Source organism: Streptomyces sp. NPDC002784, assembly GCF_053592135.1.
On record NZ_JBSFVD010000001.1, the window covers coordinates 87,905 to 105,927 of the forward strand.

Annotated in this window: 12 protein-coding genes, 1 tRNA gene and 2 pseudogenes; 2 read left to right on the forward strand and 13 right to left on the reverse strand. The window is 71.5% G+C overall.

What is annotated here, in order from left to right; genetic code table 11:
* Nucleotides 1-26: 26 nt before the first annotated feature.
* From prfA to ACWD1Z_RS00465, 12 genes and pseudogenes are all read right to left on the reverse strand, one after another.
* Complete coding sequence (gene prfA / locus ACWD1Z_RS00410) at nucleotides 27-1,103, reverse strand: peptide chain release factor 1 (RefSeq protein WP_451114247.1); 1,077 nt, start codon at nucleotides 1,101-1,103, stop codon at nucleotides 27-29.
* Nucleotides 1,104-1,206: 103 nt separating this feature from the next.
* Nucleotides 1,207-1,428: a 50S ribosomal protein L31 gene (gene rpmE, locus ACWD1Z_RS00415; protein WP_016438250.1), complete on the reverse strand. Its 222-nt coding sequence runs from the start codon at nucleotides 1,426-1,428 to the stop codon at nucleotides 1,207-1,209.
* Between the two features lie 170 nt (nucleotides 1,429-1,598).
* On the reverse strand, nucleotides 1,599-2,738 hold the full coding sequence (locus ACWD1Z_RS00420) for an LCP family protein (RefSeq protein ID WP_451114249.1): 1,140 nt from the start codon (nucleotides 2,736-2,738) through the stop codon (nucleotides 1,599-1,601).
* 207 nt (nucleotides 2,739-2,945) lie between these two features.
* A complete protein-coding gene (locus ACWD1Z_RS00425; RefSeq protein WP_451115418.1) occupies nucleotides 2,946-4,709 on the reverse strand; it encodes a trypsin-like serine protease in 1,764 nt (587 codons plus the stop codon).
* 129 nt (nucleotides 4,710-4,838) lie between these two features.
* Nucleotides 4,839-6,860 (reverse strand): transcription termination factor Rho, encoded by a 2,022-nt coding sequence (gene rho / locus ACWD1Z_RS00430; RefSeq protein WP_451114251.1) that lies wholly within the window; start codon nucleotides 6,858-6,860, stop codon nucleotides 4,839-4,841.
* A gap of 390 nt (nucleotides 6,861-7,250) precedes the next feature.
* Entirely contained in the window at nucleotides 7,251-8,180 is a 930-nt protein-coding gene (gene thrB, locus ACWD1Z_RS00435; RefSeq protein WP_451114253.1) for a homoserine kinase, read from the reverse strand.
* Nucleotides 8,181-8,404: 224 nt separating this feature from the next.
* A complete protein-coding gene (gene thrC / locus ACWD1Z_RS00440; RefSeq protein WP_451114255.1) occupies nucleotides 8,405-9,463 on the reverse strand; it encodes a threonine synthase in 1,059 nt (352 codons plus the stop codon).
* Nucleotides 9,464-9,469: 6 nt separating this feature from the next.
* Complete coding sequence (locus ACWD1Z_RS00445) at nucleotides 9,470-10,762, reverse strand: homoserine dehydrogenase (protein WP_451114257.1); 1,293 nt, start codon at nucleotides 10,760-10,762, stop codon at nucleotides 9,470-9,472.
* A 159-nt stretch (nucleotides 10,763-10,921) separates the two neighbouring features.
* Complete coding sequence (lysA, locus tag ACWD1Z_RS00450; RefSeq protein ID WP_451114259.1) at nucleotides 10,922-12,313, reverse strand: diaminopimelate decarboxylase; 1,392 nt, start codon at nucleotides 12,311-12,313, stop codon at nucleotides 10,922-10,924.
* A 16-nt stretch (nucleotides 12,314-12,329) separates the two neighbouring features.
* A pseudogene (locus ACWD1Z_RS00455) lies at nucleotides 12,330-12,581 on the reverse strand (DALR anticodon-binding domain-containing protein); the annotation flags it as partial.
* Nucleotides 12,582-13,175: 594 nt separating this feature from the next.
* Nucleotides 13,176-13,982: pseudogene (nrtL, locus tag ACWD1Z_RS00460) on the reverse strand (ArgS-related anticodon-binding protein NrtL); the annotation flags it as partial.
* Between the two features lie 157 nt (nucleotides 13,983-14,139).
* Complete coding sequence (locus ACWD1Z_RS00465; RefSeq protein WP_451114261.1) at nucleotides 14,140-14,640, reverse strand: response regulator; 501 nt, start codon at nucleotides 14,638-14,640, stop codon at nucleotides 14,140-14,142.
* 97 nt (nucleotides 14,641-14,737) lie between these two features.
* Here ACWD1Z_RS00465 and ACWD1Z_RS00470 point away from each other — a divergent pair.
* Nucleotides 14,738-14,809 (forward strand) — tRNA-Arg (locus ACWD1Z_RS00470).
* A gap of 64 nt (nucleotides 14,810-14,873) precedes the next feature.
* On the opposite strand, the gene ACWD1Z_RS00475 is transcribed toward ACWD1Z_RS00470, so the two are convergent.
* Nucleotides 14,874-15,764 carry an arginase family protein gene (locus tag ACWD1Z_RS00475; RefSeq protein ID WP_451114263.1) on the reverse strand — a complete coding sequence of 297 codons (891 nt, stop codon included), beginning with the start codon at nucleotides 15,762-15,764 and terminating at the stop codon, nucleotides 14,874-14,876.
* 123 nt (nucleotides 15,765-15,887) lie between these two features.
* Here ACWD1Z_RS00475 and ACWD1Z_RS00480 point away from each other — a divergent pair, with 123 nt between their 5' ends.
* The gene (locus tag ACWD1Z_RS00480; RefSeq protein WP_451114265.1) at nucleotides 15,888-17,678 is read left to right on the forward strand and encodes a beta-ketoacyl-[acyl-carrier-protein] synthase family protein; all 1,791 of its coding nucleotides are present in this window, start codon (nucleotides 15,888-15,890) and stop codon (nucleotides 17,676-17,678) included.
* Nucleotides 17,679-18,023: the final 345 nt, after the last annotated feature.

Here is an 18,023-nt window from a genome sequence, read left to right on the forward strand (position 1 = left end):
TCCTCCGGTCCTCAGGTCTCCGTGCCTTACGCGGCTGCGAGCTTGGCGGCCGAGTCCGCGTCGACGCAGGCCTGGATCACCGCGTCGAGGTCGCCGTCCAGGACCTGGTCCAGGTTGTACGCCTTGAAGCCGACGCGGTGGTCCGAGAGGCGATTCTCCGGGAAGTTGTACGTACGGATCTTCTCGGAGCGGTCGACGGTGCGGACCTGGCTGCGGCGGGCGTCGGCGGCTTCCTTCTCCGCCTCCTCCTGCGCCGCGGCGAGCAGCCTGGAGCGCAGGATACGCAGTGCCTGCTCCTTGTTCTGCAGCTGGCTCTTCTCGTTCTGGCAGGATGCGACCACTCCGGTGGGGAGGTGCGTGATGCGCACGGCGGAGTCCGTGGTGTTGACGGACTGCCCGCCGGGGCCGGAGGAGCGGTACACGTCGATCCGCAGGTCGTTGGGGTTGATCTCGACGTCGACCTCCTCCGCCTCGGGCGTGACCAGCACACCGGCCGCGGAGGTGTGGATACGGCCCTGGGACTCGGTCGCCGGGACGCGCTGCACGCGGTGCACGCCGCCCTCGTACTTCAGCCGCGCCCACACGCCCTGGCCGGGCTCGGTGGCGCCCTGGCCGCCCTTGGTCTTCACGGCGACCTGGACGTCCTTGTAGCCGCCCAGCTCGGACTCGGTGGCGTCGATGATCTCGGTCTTCCAGCCGACGCGCTCGGCGTAGCGCAGGTACATGCGCAGCAGATCGCCCGCGAAGAGCGCGGACTCGTCACCGCCGGCGCCCGCCTTGATCTCCAGGATGACGTCCTTGTCGTCACTCGGGTCGCGCGGGACCAGCAGCAGCCGCAGCTTCTCCGTCAGCTCCTCGCGCTGCTTGTCCAGCTCCTTGACCTCGGCGGCGAACTCCGGGTCGTCGGCGGCCAGTTCGCGCGCGGTCTCCATGTCGTCGCCGGTCTGCTTCCAGGAGCGGTACGTGGCGACGATCGGGGTGAGCTCGGCGTAGCGCTTGTTCAGCTTGCGCGCGTTGGCCTGGTCGGAGTGGACCGACGGGTCGGAGAGCTTCTTCTCCAGGTCGGCGTGCTCGACGACGAGTTCCTCGACGGCCTCGAACATCTCTGGGCTCCTGTACGTACGTGGGTGAAGGGCGGACGACCAAAAACGCCGGTCCCGGCACGCCTGTGGAGGGCGCGGCCGCGGACCGGCGAAATGGGGCTCGCTACTTCTTGGAGCCGGCAGCCTTGCCGAAGCGGGCCTCGAAGCGGGCCACACGGCCACCGGTGTCGAGGATCTTCTGCTTGCCCGTGTAGAACGGGTGGCACTCGGAGCAGACCTCGGCACGGACGGTGCCGCTGGAGATCGTGCTACGGGTGGTGAACGACGCGCCACAGGTGCAGCTGACCTGCGTCTCGACGTACTCGGGGTGGATGTCGCGCTTCAAGGTGTCTCCTAGTTTCGGGAGGGCGCCGGGTCGCAGCCGCGGGATGCGGAGGCGTGAACCGGAGCCGACGTACCAGTCTGCCAGGACTGGGGCCATCCCCCAAAACGAGGGGTGGCTGCTGTGTATTCCCCGCGGGTCCGTGGGGGCTGGTCGCGCGGTTCCCCGCGCCCCTAGCCGGCGCTCACGACGTCCTTGGCCTGGCCGGTGGCCGTACCTTCCGTGGCCGCCTCGGGAATCGCCTGGTCCTTCTTCAGGGCCTTCCAGACCAGCTTCGCCTTCTTCTCGTCCACCAGGACGCGGTTGGCGTCGGCCGTGTCGTACTGGACGGGCATGGTGACCATCGTCATGTCCGAGGCGCTGATGCCCTTGAGGCCGTTGGCGAAGGACATGAGGTTGTTGACCGAGCCCAGGTCGGAGTCGGTGGTGATGGTCCTGGTCGCGGTGTCGGCCAGGTCGTACAGCTTCTTCGGGTTGGTGAAGACGCCGACCTCCCTGACCTGGTTGATCAGCGCCTTGATGAAGGCCTGCTGGAGCTGGATCCGGCCGAGGTCCGAGCCGTCGCCGACGCCGTGCCGGGTGCGCACCAGGCCGAGCGCCTGCTCGCCGGTGAGCGTGTGGGTGCCGGCCTTCAGGTCCAGATGGCTGTCGGGGTCCTTGATGTCCTCGGTGGTGGTGATGTCCACGCCGCCGAGGTCGTCGACCAGCTTCTGGAAGCCGCTGAAGTCGACCTCCAGGTAGTGGTCCATGCGCAGGTCGGTGATCGACTCGACGGTCTTGACCGCGCAGGCCGCGCCGCCGGTGGTGTACGCCGAGTTGAACATCACGCCGCTCGCGGCGTCGTGGGTGCCGCCGTCGGCGTCGGTGCACTCGGGGCGGTCGATGAGGGTGTCCCGCGGGATGGAGACCACGCTGGCCTTCTGGTGGCCCTTGTACACGTGCACGATCATCGCGGTGTCGGAGCGGGCGCTGCCGTCGTCGGCGCCGCCGCCCAGGTCCTGGTTGCTGCCGGAGCGGGTGTCGGAGCCGAGCACCAGGATGTTCTCGGAGCCGTTGTCGGCCTTCTCCGGGCGGTCGGTGCCGAGGACCTGGTCGATGTCGACGCTGTTGATGTTGCCGTTGAGCTTGAAGTACAGGAAGCCGGCTCCGGTGCCGCCCAGGACGACGATGCCCGCGGCGGTCCAGGCCATGATCATCAGGCTCCTGGGGCGCTTCTCGCGGGGCTTGCGGCGGTGGCCCCTGGCGCGGGGGCCCGGGCCGTCCGCGGCGGTGTCACCCGCTATGCCGGACTCCGGCGTGCTCTCGGCGGACATGTGCTCCTCGGTTCTCGTCCGGTCGGTTACCCCCTGCTTTCAGGGTCAGGCGTGGTCTGCAGAAGACCCGTACCGCACCATCGTCGCTCCGCCAGGTCAGACGGCGAAACTCGGGAAAGGGTTGCACGACGCACCGTGGCCACCCTGTGAAAAGGTGGCCACAGTGCGTACCGCGGCGATCCGGGCGGACGCCTGTCACCTGCGGTTTCAGGCGAAGATGTCGTACTGCTTGAAATCGGTGCCCACGGAGATCCTTGTGGCGAAGATCTCGCTGGTGGCCTTGCCGGTGCCCTTGTACAGGTAGAGCGTGCCGCCGGGGGTGCGGGCCAGCAGATCGGCCCGGCCGTCGCCGGTGACGTCGCCGACGGTGGCGACCTTGTTGTACGTCGAGGTGCTCCAGGTACGCACCTTCACCCGGGACGAGAACGGCGCCGAGGCCGATCCGGTGCCCTTGTACACGTACACGGCGCCGTTGCTGCGGGTGCGCGCGATCAGGTCGGTCCGGCCGTCGCCCGAGAAGTCACCGTGGCCGACCAGGACGTCGTACTGGCTCCAGCCGGTGCCGCTGCCGACCTGGACGCGGCCGGCGAAGGTGCCGTTGCCCTTGCCCGGGTAGAGCCACAGCTTCCCGGCGGAGTCCACGGACAGCAGGTCGGGCAGGTAGTCGCCGGTGACATCGCCGGGGGTGACGATGCGGGTGCGGGTCTTCCAGTTGTCGGCGACCTTCGTGGTGGCCCAGGAGCCGCTCACGGGCACCCAGTGCTTCCAGAAGACGTCGCCGTCGGAGCCCCGGCGGACCAGGAGGTCCTGGTAGCCGTCCCGGTTCAGGTCGTTCTGGAGGACGACGTTGTAGGCGCCCCAGTTGCCCCAGGACTCACGGGCGCCGAAGGAGGTGCCCTGGGAGTCCTTCTCGTAGCCGGTCTTGGTGGAGGCGTTGCGCACCCACAGGTCGGCCCTGTGGTCCCCGCTCAGGTTGGTGTCGTCCACGCGCGGGTAGGTCGCGCCGACGTAGGTCCTCACCTTGGCGAAGACGCTGTAGGCGCCCTTGGCGACACAGTCCTGCACGCCCCAGGAGACGACGCCCACGATGCGGTTGTTGACGATCAGCGGGCCGCCGGAGTCGCCGTTGCAGGCGGTAGTGGTGCCGCTGTCGCTGCCGCTGGCGGGCTTGCCCGCGCAGACCATGTGGCCCTTGACGAAGTCGGCGCCGTAGTAGGCGGCGCAGGTGGCGTCGGACTGGATCGGCAGGGTGGCCGTCTTCAGCGTCTGGGAGACGTTCTGGTCGGTGGAGGTGGTGCGGCCCCAGCCGTAGACCTTGGCGCTGGTGCCGGCCGCGTAGGCGGCGGTCTCGGTGGACGTCGCCATCCGGATCGGGGTGGCCTTGACCGGCTGGGCCAGGGTGAGCACCGCGATGTCGTTGTCGATCGTCCGCGAGCTGTAGGAGGGGTGGTTCCACTGGCGGTGGACGGCGGTGGCGGTGCCGCCGTTCAGGTCGTCGTCGGGGAGCTGGGTGGCGCCGGTGACGACGGCTCCGTACGCCTTCCAGTTGTAGCCCTGGACGCAGTGCGCGGCGGTGAGGATCTTCGTCGGCGAGACGACCGTGCCGCCGCAGAAGAAGTAGACGCCGTTCGTCTCGTCCTGGTACCAGAGCTGGGCCATCCACGGCGCGTTCGTGATGGTGGTCGTGGTGCCACCGATGATCTTCGCGTCGACCGTGCCGGAGCCGCTGTACGACGACTTGGCCGACGAGACGCCGGCGGTGTCCTCGTGGGCGGCGGCGCCCAGGACGCGCTGCTCCAGCTCGGCGGGCGAGGCAGAGCCGGCGCTCGGCATGGCCGGCGGGTTCGGCTGCGCGGAGGCGGCCCCCGCGGACGAGGTCAGCAGCGCGCCGGCGACGGCCGCGGCGACACCGGCGGCCGCGACGGGCAGGGCGATCCGCAGCCGGCGTCTGTGCCGCCCGCCCCCGGACATGGGTGTACCCACGAATGTCCCCCCTAGGGATCACAAGTTCGAAGAGCGCGATCGTACCCCGGGGGGACAACAGCGAAGAGGGCCGCCCTTGAACCAAGGGCGGCCCTCTTCGCTACGACTCAGCGGCGACTAGTCACCGTTGCCGGGCGTCGGCGTCGTCTTCTGGATCTGCATCAGGAACTCGGCGTTCGACTTCGTCTGCTTCATCTTGTCGAGCAGCAGCTCCACCGCCTGCTGCTGGTCGAGCGCGTGCAGCACCCGGCGCAGCTTCCAGACGATGGCCAGCTCGTCGGGGGCGAGCAGGATCTCTTCCTTACGGGTACCGGACGCGTCGACGTCCACCGCCGGGAAGATCCGCTTGTCCGCGAGCTTGCGGTCGAGCTTCAGCTCGGCATTGCCCGTGCCCTTGAACTCCTCGAAGATCACCTCGTCCATGCGGGACCCGGTGTCGACGAGAGCCGTCGCCAGGATGGTGAGCGAGCCACCGTCCTCGATGTTGCGCGCCGCACCGAAGAAGCGCTTCGGCGGGTACAGCGCGGTGGAGTCGACACCACCGGACAGGATGCGGCCGGAGGCGGGGGCGGCGAGGTTGTACGCACGGCCCAGACGCGTGATCGAGTCGAGCAGCACGACGACGTCGTGGCCCAGCTCCACCAGACGCTTGGCACGCTCGATGGCCAGCTCGGCGACCGTGGTGTGGTCCTCGGCCGGGCGGTCGAAGGTCGAGGAGATGACCTCGCCCTTCACCGACCGCTGCATGTCGGTGACCTCTTCCGGACGCTCGTCGACGAGGACGACCATCAGGTGGCACTCGGGGTTGTTGTGCGTGATCGCGTTGGCGATCGCCTGCATGATCATGGTCTTGCCGGTCTTCGGCGGGGCCACGATCAGACCGCGCTGGCCCTTACCGATCGGCGCGACGAGGTCGATGATGCGGGTGGTGAGGATGCCCGGGTCGGTCTCCAGACGGAGCCGGTCCTGCGGGTACAGCGGGGTGAGCTTGTTGAACTCCGGGCGGCCACGGCCGTGTTCGGGCGCCATGCCGTTGACGGAGTCGAGGCGGACCAGCGCGTTGAACTTCTCGCGGCGCTCGCCTTCCTTCGGCTGGCGCACGGCACCGGTGACGTGGTCACCCTTGCGCAGGCCGTTCTTGCGGACCTGGGCGAGGGAGACGTACACGTCGTTGGGGCCCGGGAGGTAGCCCGACGTGCGGATGAAGGCGTAGTTGTCGAGGATGTCGAGGATGCCCGCGACGGGGATCAGGACGTCGTCCTCGTTGATCTGCGGCTCCTGGGCGCTGCCCATCTCGTCGCGGCCACGACGGCCACGGCGGTCGCGGTAACGCCCGCGACGGCCACGACGGCCGCCCTCGAAGTCGTCGTCGTCCTGCTGCTGCTGGCGGTCACGGTCACGGTCCTGACGGCCGCCGCCCTGCTGCTGCTGACCCTGCTGCTGGCCGCGCTGGCCGCCCTGCTGGTCGTCACCCTTGCGACGGTCACCGCGGTCACCACCGCGGTCGCCGCGGTCACCACCACGGTCGCCGCGGTCGCGGTCCCGGCCGCGCTCACGGCGGTCGCGGCGGCGGCCCTCGCCGCCGTCACCGGCGTCGCCCTGCGGCTGCGCCGGGGTCTCGGCCTTCGGCTCGCTCTTGGCCTCGGCGGCGACCGTCTCGGGCGCGGCGGCCACGGGGGCGCCGGCCTCGGCGGTGGCACGGCGGCGACGGCGCTCCGCGGGAGCGTCGTCGGAGGCCGGCTGGCCGAGGATCTCGATCTGCTGCTGCGCTACGGCCTGCTCGGCGGGCGCCTCGGCCTTCGCCGCCTTCTTGGCGGGCGCGTCGTCGCCGGTACGGGCCTTGGAAGTGGCCCGGCGCTTGGGCTTGGTCTCGGTGGCGTCGGCCTTGGGGGCCGCGGCACCTCCTCCCGCCTGCGCTTCCTTGATGACCTCGATCAGCTGGCTCTTGCGCATACGCGCGGTGCCCCTGATGCCGAGGCCGGATGCGACCTGCTGCAGCTCGGCCAGCACCATGCCCTCGAGGCCGGTACCGCGGCGCCGCCGGGAGCCGGCACCGGTGGCAGGCGCGGAGGCGTCCGTGGCGGGCGCGGCAGCGGTCTCCTCGACACGTGCGCCCATCAGATCGGTGGTGTCGCTCACGAAGGGTCCTTCCCTGGAGCGGACGTCGGCCTGTCTGGCTCGGCGACCGGTTGTGCTGTCCGGCTGTGGTCCATTTCGTGGACCGGCCGGGGCGGTGGTCCGCCCAAAGCGGCGGAAGAAATATCGGTGATGGCGCTTCCCAGAGCCGTGGCACTGAGTGTCCGTGTCACGTGGCTTGGTCGCACCGGTTCCGGAGCGTGCCCGGCGAGTCGCTCAGCGCCCGCGTACGTCGTACGGAACACAGTGCGGCTTGGGAGGCTCCCGGAAGAATGTCTGTCCCGGACGGGGACACAAAGCACCTCGCCATGGTGGGGTCGGGTGCAGACTTGAGATTAACACTACCGGATCCAACAAACATTCCCCCTCTCGAAATCCGGCAACCGTGCGCTTTCACAAGTCACCGGAGGGCGCGAGCGGCAGCACGCTCGCTCCCCGGGCGTCGAGGTCGAGCCGGTTCGCGGCCCATCCTTCGCCCGCCAGATGAGCCACCTTGTCGGCGCTGTCGCCGTCGGCCAGCGCGAGCACGGTCGGTCCCGCTCCCGAGATGACCGCCGGGACTCCGTCGGCCCGCAGCCGCTCCACCAGTGCGGCGCTCTCCGGCATGGCCGGGGCGCGGTACTCCTGGTGCAGACGGTCCTCGGTGGCGGGCAGCAGCAGTTCGGGGCGCCGGGTGAGGGCCTCGACGAGCAGGGCGGCACGGCCCGCGTTGGCGGCGGCGTCGACATGGGGCACGGTGCGCGGGAGAAGGCCCCGCGCGGTCTCGGTGAGGACCGGCTTCCCGGGTACGAAAACCACCGGAACGATGGAATCGGCGGGTTCCATCCTGATCGCCCGGGCGGCGCCGGACTCCATCCAGGAGAGCGTGAAACCGCCGAGCAGACAGGCCGCGACATTGTCGGGGTGGCCCTCGATCTCGGTGGCGAGCTCCAGCAGGGCCGCGTCGTCGAGCCGGGACTCACCGCCTATGGTCACGGCGCGCGCGGCGACGATGCCGGCGCAGATGGCGGCGGAGGAGGAGCCGAGGCCGCGGCCGTGCGGGATGCGGTTGGCGCACACGATCTCCAGGCCGCGCGGCTGTCCGCCGAGCAGGTCGAAGGCGGTGCGCAGGGACCGTACGAGCAGGTGCTTCTCGTCGCGCGGGAGCGTTTCGCTGCCCTCGCCCGCGATGTCGATGTGCAGCCCGGAGTCGGCCACCCGGACGACCACGTCGTCGTACAGCCCCAGCGACAGGCCGAGGGCGTCGAAGCCCGGACCGAGGTTGGCGCTGGTGGCGGGAACGCGCACCCGGACGGCGGCGGCGCGGAAGGCTGGACCGGCCATCGCTCGATGACTCTCCTTGAGCTGCGTGATTGTCGAAGACATTCGATACGTACGGGATGACCCTCGGGCCGTGGAGACGGCGCGGCGCCCCGCCGGATGCTCGGGCATATGCGGCGGGCGGGTTCGGTACAGCCTATCGAAGGAAGGTTCAGTGGCGACATAGGGCGCACAGGAGGCGCACGATGCGTGTCGTAAGCCCCCTGTGCACCCCCGTGCCGCGCTGATCAGGCCAGACCCAGCCGCTCGGCCGCCGTGGCCGCGTCGACCGGGACGGTGACGGGCTGCGGGGCGCCCGCGACCGCCCAGTCGGGGTCCTTCAGGCCGTTGCCGGTGACGGTGCACACGATCCGCTGGCCCGGGTCGACCTTGCCCTGCTCGGCGGCCTTGAGCAGACCGGCGACGGACGCGGCGGACGCCGGCTCCACGAAGACGCCCTCCTGGGCGGCCAACAGCCGGTAGGCGCGCAGGATCTCACGGTCCGTCACCTCGTCGATGAAGCCACCGGACTCGTCCCGGGCCGCGAGCGCGAGCTGCCAGGAGGCGGGGTTGCCGATGCGGATCGCGGTGGCGATCGTCGACGGGTCCTTGACGACCTCGCCGCGCACGATGGGCGCGGAACCGGACGCCTGGAAACCCCACATGCGCGGGGTCCGCTTCGAGACACCGTCGGCGGCGTACTCGGTGTAACCCTTCCAGTACGCGGTGATGTTGCCCGCGTTGCCGACCGGCAGGACGTGGATGTCGGGGGCGTCGCCGAGCATGTCGACGATCTCGAAGGCAGCCGTCTTCTGGCCCTCGATACGTACCGGGTTGACCGAATTGACCAGCGCCACGGGGTAGTTGTCGCTGAGCGCGCGGGCCAGCGTGAGGCAGTCGTCGAAGTTCCCGTCGACCTGGAGGATCTTCGCGCCGTGCACCAGCGCCTGGCCCATCTTGCCGAGCGCGATCTTGCCCTGCGGCACGAGAACGGCCGAAACCATACCCGCGCGCACCGCGTAGGCGGCCGCGGAGGCCGACGTGTTGCCGGTGGAGGCGCAGATGACCGCCTTGGCGCCCTCCTCCTTGGCCCGCGTGATGGCCATGGTCATGCCGCGGTCCTTGAAGGACCCCGTCGGGTTCGCGCCCTCCACCTTGAGGTGGACCTCGCAGCCCGTGCGCTCGGAGAGCACCTGCGCGGGCACGAGCGGCGTGCCGCCCTCACGGAGCGTCACGACCGGCGTGGTGGCGGAGACGGGCAGCCGGTCCCGGTACTCCTCGATGATTCCGCGCCACTGGTGGGTCATTGCTGGTTACTCTCCTTCAACCCGCATGATGCTGGCGACACCACGCACGGTGTCGAGCTTGCGCAGCGCCTCGACGGTGCCGCCGAGGGCCGCGTCGGACGCACGGTGGGTCACGACGACGAGCGACGCCTCACCGTCCTTACCCTGCTGCCGAACCGTGTCGATGGAGACACCGTGCTCGGCGAAGACGGTCGCCACCTGGGCGAGAACGCCTGGTTTGTCGGCGACGTCAAGGCTGATGTGGTACCGCGTGACGACCTCGCCCATGCCCGAGACGGTCAGGTCGGCGTAGGCGGACTCGCCGGGTCCGGTGGTGCCGCTGAGCCGGTTGCGGCAGACGGCGACGAGGTCGCCGAGCACGGCGGAGGCGGTCGGGGCGCCGCCCGCGCCGGGGCCGTAGAACATGAGCTGGCCGGAGGCGTCGGACTCGACGAAGACGGCGTTGTACGCGCCGCGCACCGAGGCGAGCGGGTGGGTCAGCGGAATCATCGCGGGATGCACGCGCGCGGTGACGGACCGGCCGTCCCCGGCCCGCTCGCAGATGGCGAGCAGCTTGATGGTGCAGCCCATCCCCCTGGCGGAGGCGAAGTCGGCCGCGGTCACCTCGGTCATGCCCTCGCGGTAGACGTCGTCGAGACGCACGCGCGTGTGGAAGGCGATTCCGGCGAGGATGGCCGCCTTGGCGGCGGCGTCGAAGGCCTCGACGTCGGCGGTGGGGTCGGCTTCCGCGTACCCGAGGGCGGTGGCCTCGTCGAGGGCCTCCTGGTAGCCGGCGCCGGTCGAGTCCATCTTGTCGAGGATGAAGTTCGTCGTGCCGTTGACGATGCCGAGGACGCGGTTGACCTTGTCACCGGCCAGCGACTCGCGCAGCGGCCGGATCAGCGGGATGGCGCCGGCGACGGCGGCCTCGTAGTAGAGGTCCTTGCCGTGGGACTCGGCCGCGGCGTGCAGGTCGGCGCCGTCCTGGGCGAGGAGGGCCTTGTTGGCGGAGACGACCGAGGCGCCGTGCTCGAAGGCGGTGGTGATGAGGGAGCGGGCGGGCTCGATGCCGCCGATGACCTCCACGACGACGTCGATGTCGCCGCGTTTGACGAGCGCGGTGGCGTCGGTGGTGATGAGCTCGCGCGGGATGCCCTCACGGACCTTGTCGGGGCGTCGCACGGCGACTCCGGCGAGCTCCACGGGGGCGCCGATCCGGGCGGCGAGGTCGTCGGCGTGCGTCGTCATGATGCGCGCCACCTCTGAGCCGACCACTCCACAGCCCAGCAGCGCCACCTTCAGCGGACGCGTACGCATCATCCGACCTCGTTTCCTTTACCTTCTACGGTTGAACCAGTCTCACTCACCGGACCGGAGTTTCTATCCCTGGTCCGGATCGTGAGACGACTATTTCATTTTTCTGACGGGCGAAGACCGGAAGATCTTCCGCCCCGCTGCTTCAGGCGATCGGACTGGCGATCAGCCGACATCCAGACGCAGGAGATCCTCCTCCGTCTCCCGGCGGACGATCACCCGGGACTCGCCGTCCCGCACGGCCACGACGGGCGGCCGCAGCACGTGGTTGTAGTTGCTGGCCATGGACCGGCAGTAGGCGCCGGTCGCCGGTACGGCGATCAGGTCACCGGGTGCCAGATCGGCGGGCAGGAACGCGTCCCGCACGACGATGTCCCCACTCTCGCAGTGCTTGCCGACGACCCGGGCGAGCATCGGCGCCGCGTCGGACGTACGGGAGACCAGCGAGACGCTGTACTCGGCGTCGTAGAGCGCGGTGCGGATGTTGTCGGACATGCCGCCGTCGACGGAGACGTAGGTGCGCAGCCCGTCGAGGGGCTTGATGGTGCCCACCTCGTACAGGGTGAAGGCGGTGGGCCCGACGATGGCCCGCCCCGGCTCGACGGAGATGCGCGGCGTGCGCAGCTTGGCGGACTCGCACTCGCGGGTGACGATCTCGGTGAGCGCCTTGGCGATCTCGTGCGGCTCGCGGGGGTCGTCGTCGCTGGTGTAGGCGATGCCGAGCCCGCCCCCGAGGTCGATCTCGGGCAGCTCGACGCCGTGCTCGTCCCGGATGTCCTTGAGCAGCCCCACGACCCGGTGCGCGGCGACCTCGAACCCGGACATGTCGAAGATCTGCGAGCCGATGTGGGAGTGGATCCCGATCAGTTCGAGCCCGTCCAGCTGCAGGGCGCGCCGGACCGCCTCCGCGGCCTGTCCCCCGGCCAGCGGGACACCGAACTTCTGGTCCTCGTGGGCGGTGGCGATGAACTCGTGCGTGTGGGCCTCGACGCCGACGGTGATACGGATCTGCACGCGCTGCCGCTTGCCGAGCCCCTGCGCGATGTGGGCGACGCGGACGATCTCCTGGAAGGAGTCGAGGACGATCCGTCCCACGCCGCTCTCGATGGCCCGGGTGATCTCCGCGACCGACTTGTTGTTGCCGTGGAAGGCGATGCGGTCGGCGGGCATCCCGGCGGAGAGGGCGGTGGCGAGTTCGCCCCCGGAGCACACGTCCAGGTTGAGCCCCTCCTCGTGCAGCCACCGGACGATGGCGCGGGAGAGGAATGCCTTGCCGGCGTAGAAGACGTCGGCGTCGGTGCCGAACGCGGTGCGCCAGGCGCGGGCGCGGGCGCGGAAGTCGGTCTCGTCGACGACGTAGGCGGGGGTGCCGTGTTCTTCGGCGAGGGTCTGCACATCGATTCCGCCGACGGTGAGGACGCCGTCCTGGTCGCGGGTGACGGTCTGGGCCCACACCTTGGGGTCGAGGGCGTTCAGATCGGCCGGCGGGGCGGAGTAGTGGCCCTCGGGCAGGACATCGGCGTGGCGGGGCCCGGCGGGGTGTGCGGAACGGCTCATGACTCTTGTGGCTTCCTCAGAGGTGTTCGGGTGCGTCGATGCCGAGCAGGGACAGGCCGCCGGCCAGCACCGCCCCGGCGGCTTCGGCAAGAGCGAGCCGGGAACGGTGGGCGACCGAGGGTTTCTCCGCACCGCGCGGCAGCACGGCGGGCAGAAGGACGAGAACGGCATCGGCGACGGTGACGAGGTGCCGGGCGAGACGATCGGGGGCGTGGTGGGTGGCGGCGGCGGCGAGGATGCGGGGGTGGCCGGCGAGGGCGGTGATGAGGGGGGTGGTTTCGGGGGGTGCGGTGACGGGGGTGGTGAGGGCCGTGGTTTCGGGGGGTGCGGTGACGGGGGTGGGCTGCGGGGTGGGGGCCGCGGCGAGGGCTTGGGCGGGCGCGGGGGCCGGGGCGAGGCTGAGGGCCTGGGTGGGCGCTGCTTCTGGGGCGAGGGCGGGGCCTGCGGGGTGAGGGGTGCGGGCGGGCCCTGCCTCCGTGGAGACGCCGAGGTCGGCGGCGTGCGGGGTCGGAGCGGGGGCCGCCGTCGAAGTGCGGGTGGGGCCCGGTTCCTCGGTGATGCCCAGGTCGGCGGCGTGCGAGGCGGGAGCGGGGGCCGCGTGCGGGGCCGGGGTGAGGCCGAGGGCCTGGGTGGGCGCTGCTTCTGGGGTGCGGGCGGGGCCTGCGGGGTGAGGGGTGCGGGCGGGCCCTGCCTTCGTGGAGACGCCGAGGTCGGCGGCGTGCGGGGTCGGAGCGGGGGCTGCCGTCGAGGAGGGGGTGGGGCCCGGGTCTGCGGAGACGCCGAGGGCCGCGGCGGGCGCGGGGGCCGCCGGCGGGGTGGGCGTGGGGCCCGGTTCTGCGGAGACGCTGAGGGTCGCAGTGCGCGCGGTGGAGGCCGCCGTCGGGGTGGGCGTAGGTCCCGGTTGCGCTGTGAAGCCTAGGTCCGCGGCGTTGCGGGTGGTCGCGCGGATGCGGGCGTATGCGTAGCGGACGCGGAAGAGGGGGTTGGACTCGCGCTGGACGAGGTGTTCGTCGGTGATGCGGGGCCGGTCGTGCGCGGCGGGGTACAGCAGGGCCCAGCGGGCGGCGTCGGCGCCGAGGGGGACGGGGTCGCCGGGGGCGGGGACCGGACGGACGGTGACGTCGAGTGGCGCGGGGGCGGCGGGTCGGCCGTACGCGTCGACGTCGACCCCGAGCACGTCCTGCCACGCCTGCTCGGGGCGGGCCTCGCAGCTGGTACGGACGAGGGCGCCCTGCGACCGCAGGATCCGCGCGACGGCGTCCATGACGACGACGGCACGCACCTCGTGGGGGCAGTGGAGCCGCACGACCTGCCCACTGGGCCCGTCGGCGAAGCCGTACCGCGATCCGCGCCGCAGGATGTCCTCGACGAGAGCGACGGGGGCCGCGCCCCGCAGGCGGAAGTTGATGAACCCGGGTCCGGTGACGACGACGTCGTCGACGCCGTCCGCCCCGACGAGATGCGGGCGCAGGATCTCGGCGACGCGCTGCGGCGTCTGCCCGGCCGGGCGGGCGAGCTGAAGCGCGATGTTGGTGGCGTAGTCCCCGCACCCGCCGGGCCCGGGCACGGTCACCACGGCCCGTTCCGGCACGGCCACGCGCAGCTCCCCCTCGTCGACAGCACGACGCACCGCGCGCAGCACGGTACGGGAGAGCTCGACGGGGGTCACGGGACAAGCGTAGGGGAGGAGGGGGGTGGGTAAGCGAGCGGGTTTGGGCGATGGTCCGGGATGTGGACGGTCGGATGGGACGCGCCGGGCGGGTGGACCGCTCACGATCGGACCGACCGACTCCCGCCGGCCGAACACGCCCGCCGAGGCGACGGCCTCAGCCGCCACTCCGCCCGCAGTCCCCGGCACTGGCACGCGCCCCGGCCCCCAGGACACCCCCACCGCTGCGCTTCCGCTCGATCAGCCGGCGTACGAGGGTGACGAGTTCGGTGGGTTCGAAGGGCTTGGCGAGGAACGCGTCGACGCCGACATCGAGGCCGCTGTCGACCTCGTACTGGGTGCAGGCGCTGATGATGGCGAGGGGCAGATCTCTGGTACGGGGATCGGCGCGGAGCTGCGCGGCGGTGCGGAGCCCGTCCAGCCGGGGCATGACGACGTCGAGGGTGACGACGTCCGGACGCACCTGATGCACCACATCCAGACACTCGGCACCATCGGCCGCGGTCACGACCTCGAGGCCCTCCAGCTCGAGATTGACCCTGATCAGTTGCCGGATGACCTTGTTGTCGTCCACAACAAGCACCCGGCCCGGCGCGCCTGACACAACTCGAGAGTAGGTCCGGACCGGCCACCGCGTCCGGGTTTTGCCCACTTCCACCCCGAGCGAGCTACCCGACCCCCGGAAACCGGTTCATGAACACCCCCGGTGAGCTGGTAGGGTTCTACCCGTCGCCGCCAAGCAAGGCGCCCGACACGCCCCCGTAGCTCAGGGGATAGAGCAACGGCCTCCGGAGCCGTGTGCGCAGGTTCGAATCCTGCCGGGGGCACCTTGAGAAGGTGCCTGAGACCCCGCATCAGTGGAGACGCTGAGGGCGGGGTCTTCTTGTGTGGTCAGGGGTGGGTTGCTCGGCTGGACAGGGCCTCGTGCAGGCAGGCCGTGAAGCGGGTGGTGATCGTGCCGGTCGGGTCCAGCTGGGGGTTGAGGATCGTGATGTCCAGGCCCCGGCAGCGGGGGTCGGTGAGGGCCTTGGCCAGGACGTGGTTCAGTTCCGGCCAGGTCAGGCCGTCGGGGGTGCGGTAGTCGACGGCCGGCATGACGGTGTCGTGCAGGACGTCGGCGTCCAGGTGGGTCCAGAACGGGGTGGAAAGGTGCGCCAGGGCCTTGGTCGTGGCCCCTTCGATGCCCCTCGAGCGGACCTCGTTCAGGGGCATCGCGTGCAGGGCTGGGGGCAGCGGCTGCATCCCCGCCTCCGTTGACTCGGGCTCGTCCCGGTAGGCGAAGGCGACCACGTCCTCGTCCCGGAGCAGGGGGCCGCGGCCTTCGAGATCCGTGAGGACTGCGGGGCCCCGGCCGGTCGCCAGGGCCAGTTCCATCGAGGCCGCCTCGCCGTTCGGTTCCGCGGACGGCTGGTAGAAGTCGGTGTGGCCGTCCAGGAACAGCAGGCCGTGGCGGCCACGGCGGCGCAGCGCCAGCAGGTTGCCCAGCAGGATCGTGCAGTCCCCGCCGAGGACGACCGGGAAGAGGTCCTGGTCGAGGGCGGCTTCCACGGCGTCGGCCAGTTCGGTGGAGTACCGCGCGATGGCGGTGGCGTTGAGGACGCCCGTCTCCGGGTCCCGCCTCGGGTCGAAGGGCGGCGGCTCCAGCCGGACCGAGCGGGCCACGTCGAAGCCCTCCACCAGTCCCGCCCTCAGGAGCGCCGTCGGCAGGTGCGCCACGCCGCCCGGGCGCAGCCCGAGTACCGACGGCGCCTCGATGATCGCCAGGCTGGGCACTGAGGGCACTGAGGGGTCTCCTTCAGGGTGTGGCTCGGTGGGCTCAACTGGGCGGCGCGTATGACTAGTTGTGCGGTGCGCTTTCCCCTGCCCCGGTTACGGAGCGCACGGCTGCGGGAAGCTCGTACAGATATGGACCAAGTTCCCATACAGCCGCACTCCGTCAGCGTCACCGAGGTCGTTCCCGGTGATCTGGTCGCCCTGTCGGGCGAAGACGTCGTACGGCAGCGGTGGTTCGTCGTGATGCACACCCTGCCCGAGTCGCCGGAGTCGGTCCGGGTGACGCTGCGGCCGCCGCTCGGCGGGGTGGACCGAAGTGAACTGCTCGCCCGGGGGCGGGAGGTGACGGTGGCCTGTCGGCGGGTGGACGTACGGCACGTGCCGCTGGTGTCGTCCGTGGCGCTGGACGGGGTCGGCTTCCGGGACGGGGACCGGGTGACCTCGCTGCGGGCCGTCGATCCGCTCGCCGCCGAGGTGACGTACGTGCGGCGGTGGGGTGGGTGGCACCGGGACCTCGACGCGGACGCCGGCGAACCGGTGTCGGACGACGACGTGCGGCGGTGGGCCCGCGACGCGGACCGGGACGGGTTCGTCGTACGGCATGAGGCGCGACCGGCGGCCGAGGCCGCTGTCGTGCCCCGGCCCCGGCGGGTGGTCGTCACCGGGCTCGGAGCCCTGTCGCCACTCGGCGTCGGGGTCGGGGAGTTGTGGCGCGGGCTGCTCGACGGGCGGCACGGGATACGGGAGTTGGCCGGGGAGGAGTTCGCGGAGTTGCCCGTGCGGGTGGCGGGTGTGGTGCCCGTCGACCCCGCCGGACTGTTGCCGCGGGCTGCGGCTCGGCGGATGAACCGGGCCGCGCAGTTCGCCGTACTGGCCGCGCGGGAGGCCTGGGCGGATGCCGGGTTCGCCGCGGGCGGGACCCGGGAGAGCGGGATCGATCCGGAGCGGGTGGGGGTGAGCCTCGGGGCGATCCTCGGGGACGCGTCCGTGCTCGTCGGCGGGGACCGCAGGCTGCGGGAGAAGGGGCCGCGAGCGGTCCCACCGCTCACCACGCCGATGACGGTGCCGTCGCAGGCCGCCTCGCAGGTCTCGCTCGACCTGCACATCACGGGCGAGGCGCGGACCGTGACCAGCGCGTGCGCCTCCGGCACGGAGGCCATCGGGGAGGCGATCGACCGCATACGGTACGGCCGGGTCGACGTCGCCCTCGCGGGCGGGGCCGAAGCCGTGGTGACGCCGGCGATCATGGCGTCCTTCGCGTCCATGCGGGCGTTGGCGTCCGGGGGTGTGGACGCGGGGTCGCCCTCCCGGCCGTTCGGGAAGGGGCGTGACGGGTTCGTCAACGGGGAGGGGGCGGGGGTGCTCGTCCTGGAGGCCGAGGAGCATGCCGTCGCCCGGGGTGCCCGGATCTACTGCGAGGCGGCCGGGTGGGGACTGTCCGCCGACGCGCATCACATGGCCGCGCCCGATCCGTCCGGGAGCGGGGTCGCGCTGGCGCTGCGGCGGGCGGTGCGGGACGCCGGGGGGCATGTGGTGGACGTCGTACACATCAACGCCCATGCCACGGCCACCGTCGAGGGCGATCTCGCGGAGGCGGGAGCCCTGCGGGCGGTGTTCGGGGAGCGCGCCGTGCCGGTCACCGCGCTCAAGGGGCATCTGGGGCATCTGCAAGGCGCCGCGGGTGGGGTGGAGGCCGTCGCCGCGGTGCTGACGCTGCATCACGGGGTGGTGCCGCCGACCGTGGGGAGCGGGGAGGCCGACGAGGCGATCAGGCTGGACGTGGTGCGGGGCGCGCCGCGGGCGCTGCCGGAGCGGGGGGATCTGGTGCTCAGCAACTCGTTCGGGTTCGGGGGGCACAACGCGGTGCTGGCGTTGCGGAGGTGGGGCAGGGAGAGCGGGGCAAGGGTTGCGGGGGCGGGGTAAGGGCAGCGGACCGGGTTGCGGGGCGGGGCAGATGCAGGGGGCCGGTTCGCGGGGGCGGGGCAAAGACAGCGGGCCGGGTCCCGGGGGCGGGGCAAGTGCAGGGGGCCGGTTCGCGGGGGCGGGGCAAAGACAGCGGGCCAGGTCCCGGGGGCGGGGCAAGTGCAGGGGGCCGGTTCGCGGGGGCGGGGCAAAGACAGCGGGCCAGGCCCCGGGGGCGAGGCAAAGACAGCGGGCCAGGTCCCGGGGGCGAGGCAAAGACAGCGGGCCAGGTCCCGGGGGCGAGGCAAAGACAGCGGGCCAGGTTCCGGAAGGGCGGGGTAAGGACGCGGGCCCGGAAGAGGCGGT

Coding starts and splice junctions, on each gene's coding strand:
- prfA (WP_451114247.1), bottom strand. CDS start 1,103: ATGTTCGAGGCCGTCGAGGAACTCGTCGTCGAGCACGCCGACCTGGAG.
- ACWD1Z_RS00420 (WP_451114249.1), bottom strand. CDS start 2,738: ATGTCCGCCGAGAGCACGCCGGAGTCCGGCATAGCGGGTGACACCGCC.
- ACWD1Z_RS00425 (WP_451115418.1), bottom strand. CDS start 4,709: ATGTCCGGGGGCGGGCGGCACAGACGCCGGCTGCGGATCGCCCTGCCC.
- thrB (WP_451114253.1), bottom strand. CDS start 8,180: ATGGCCGGTCCAGCCTTCCGCGCCGCCGCCGTCCGGGTGCGCGTTCCC.
- thrC (WP_451114255.1), bottom strand. CDS start 9,463: ATGACCCACCAGTGGCGCGGAATCATCGAGGAGTACCGGGACCGGCTG.
- ACWD1Z_RS00445 (WP_451114257.1), bottom strand. CDS start 10,762: ATGATGCGTACGCGTCCGCTGAAGGTGGCGCTGCTGGGCTGTGGAGTG.
- lysA (WP_451114259.1), bottom strand. CDS start 12,313: ATGAGCCGTTCCGCACACCCCGCCGGGCCCCGCCACGCCGATGTCCTG.
- ACWD1Z_RS00480 (WP_451114265.1), top strand. CDS start 15,888: ATGGACCAAGTTCCCATACAGCCGCACTCCGTCAGCGTCACCGAGGTC.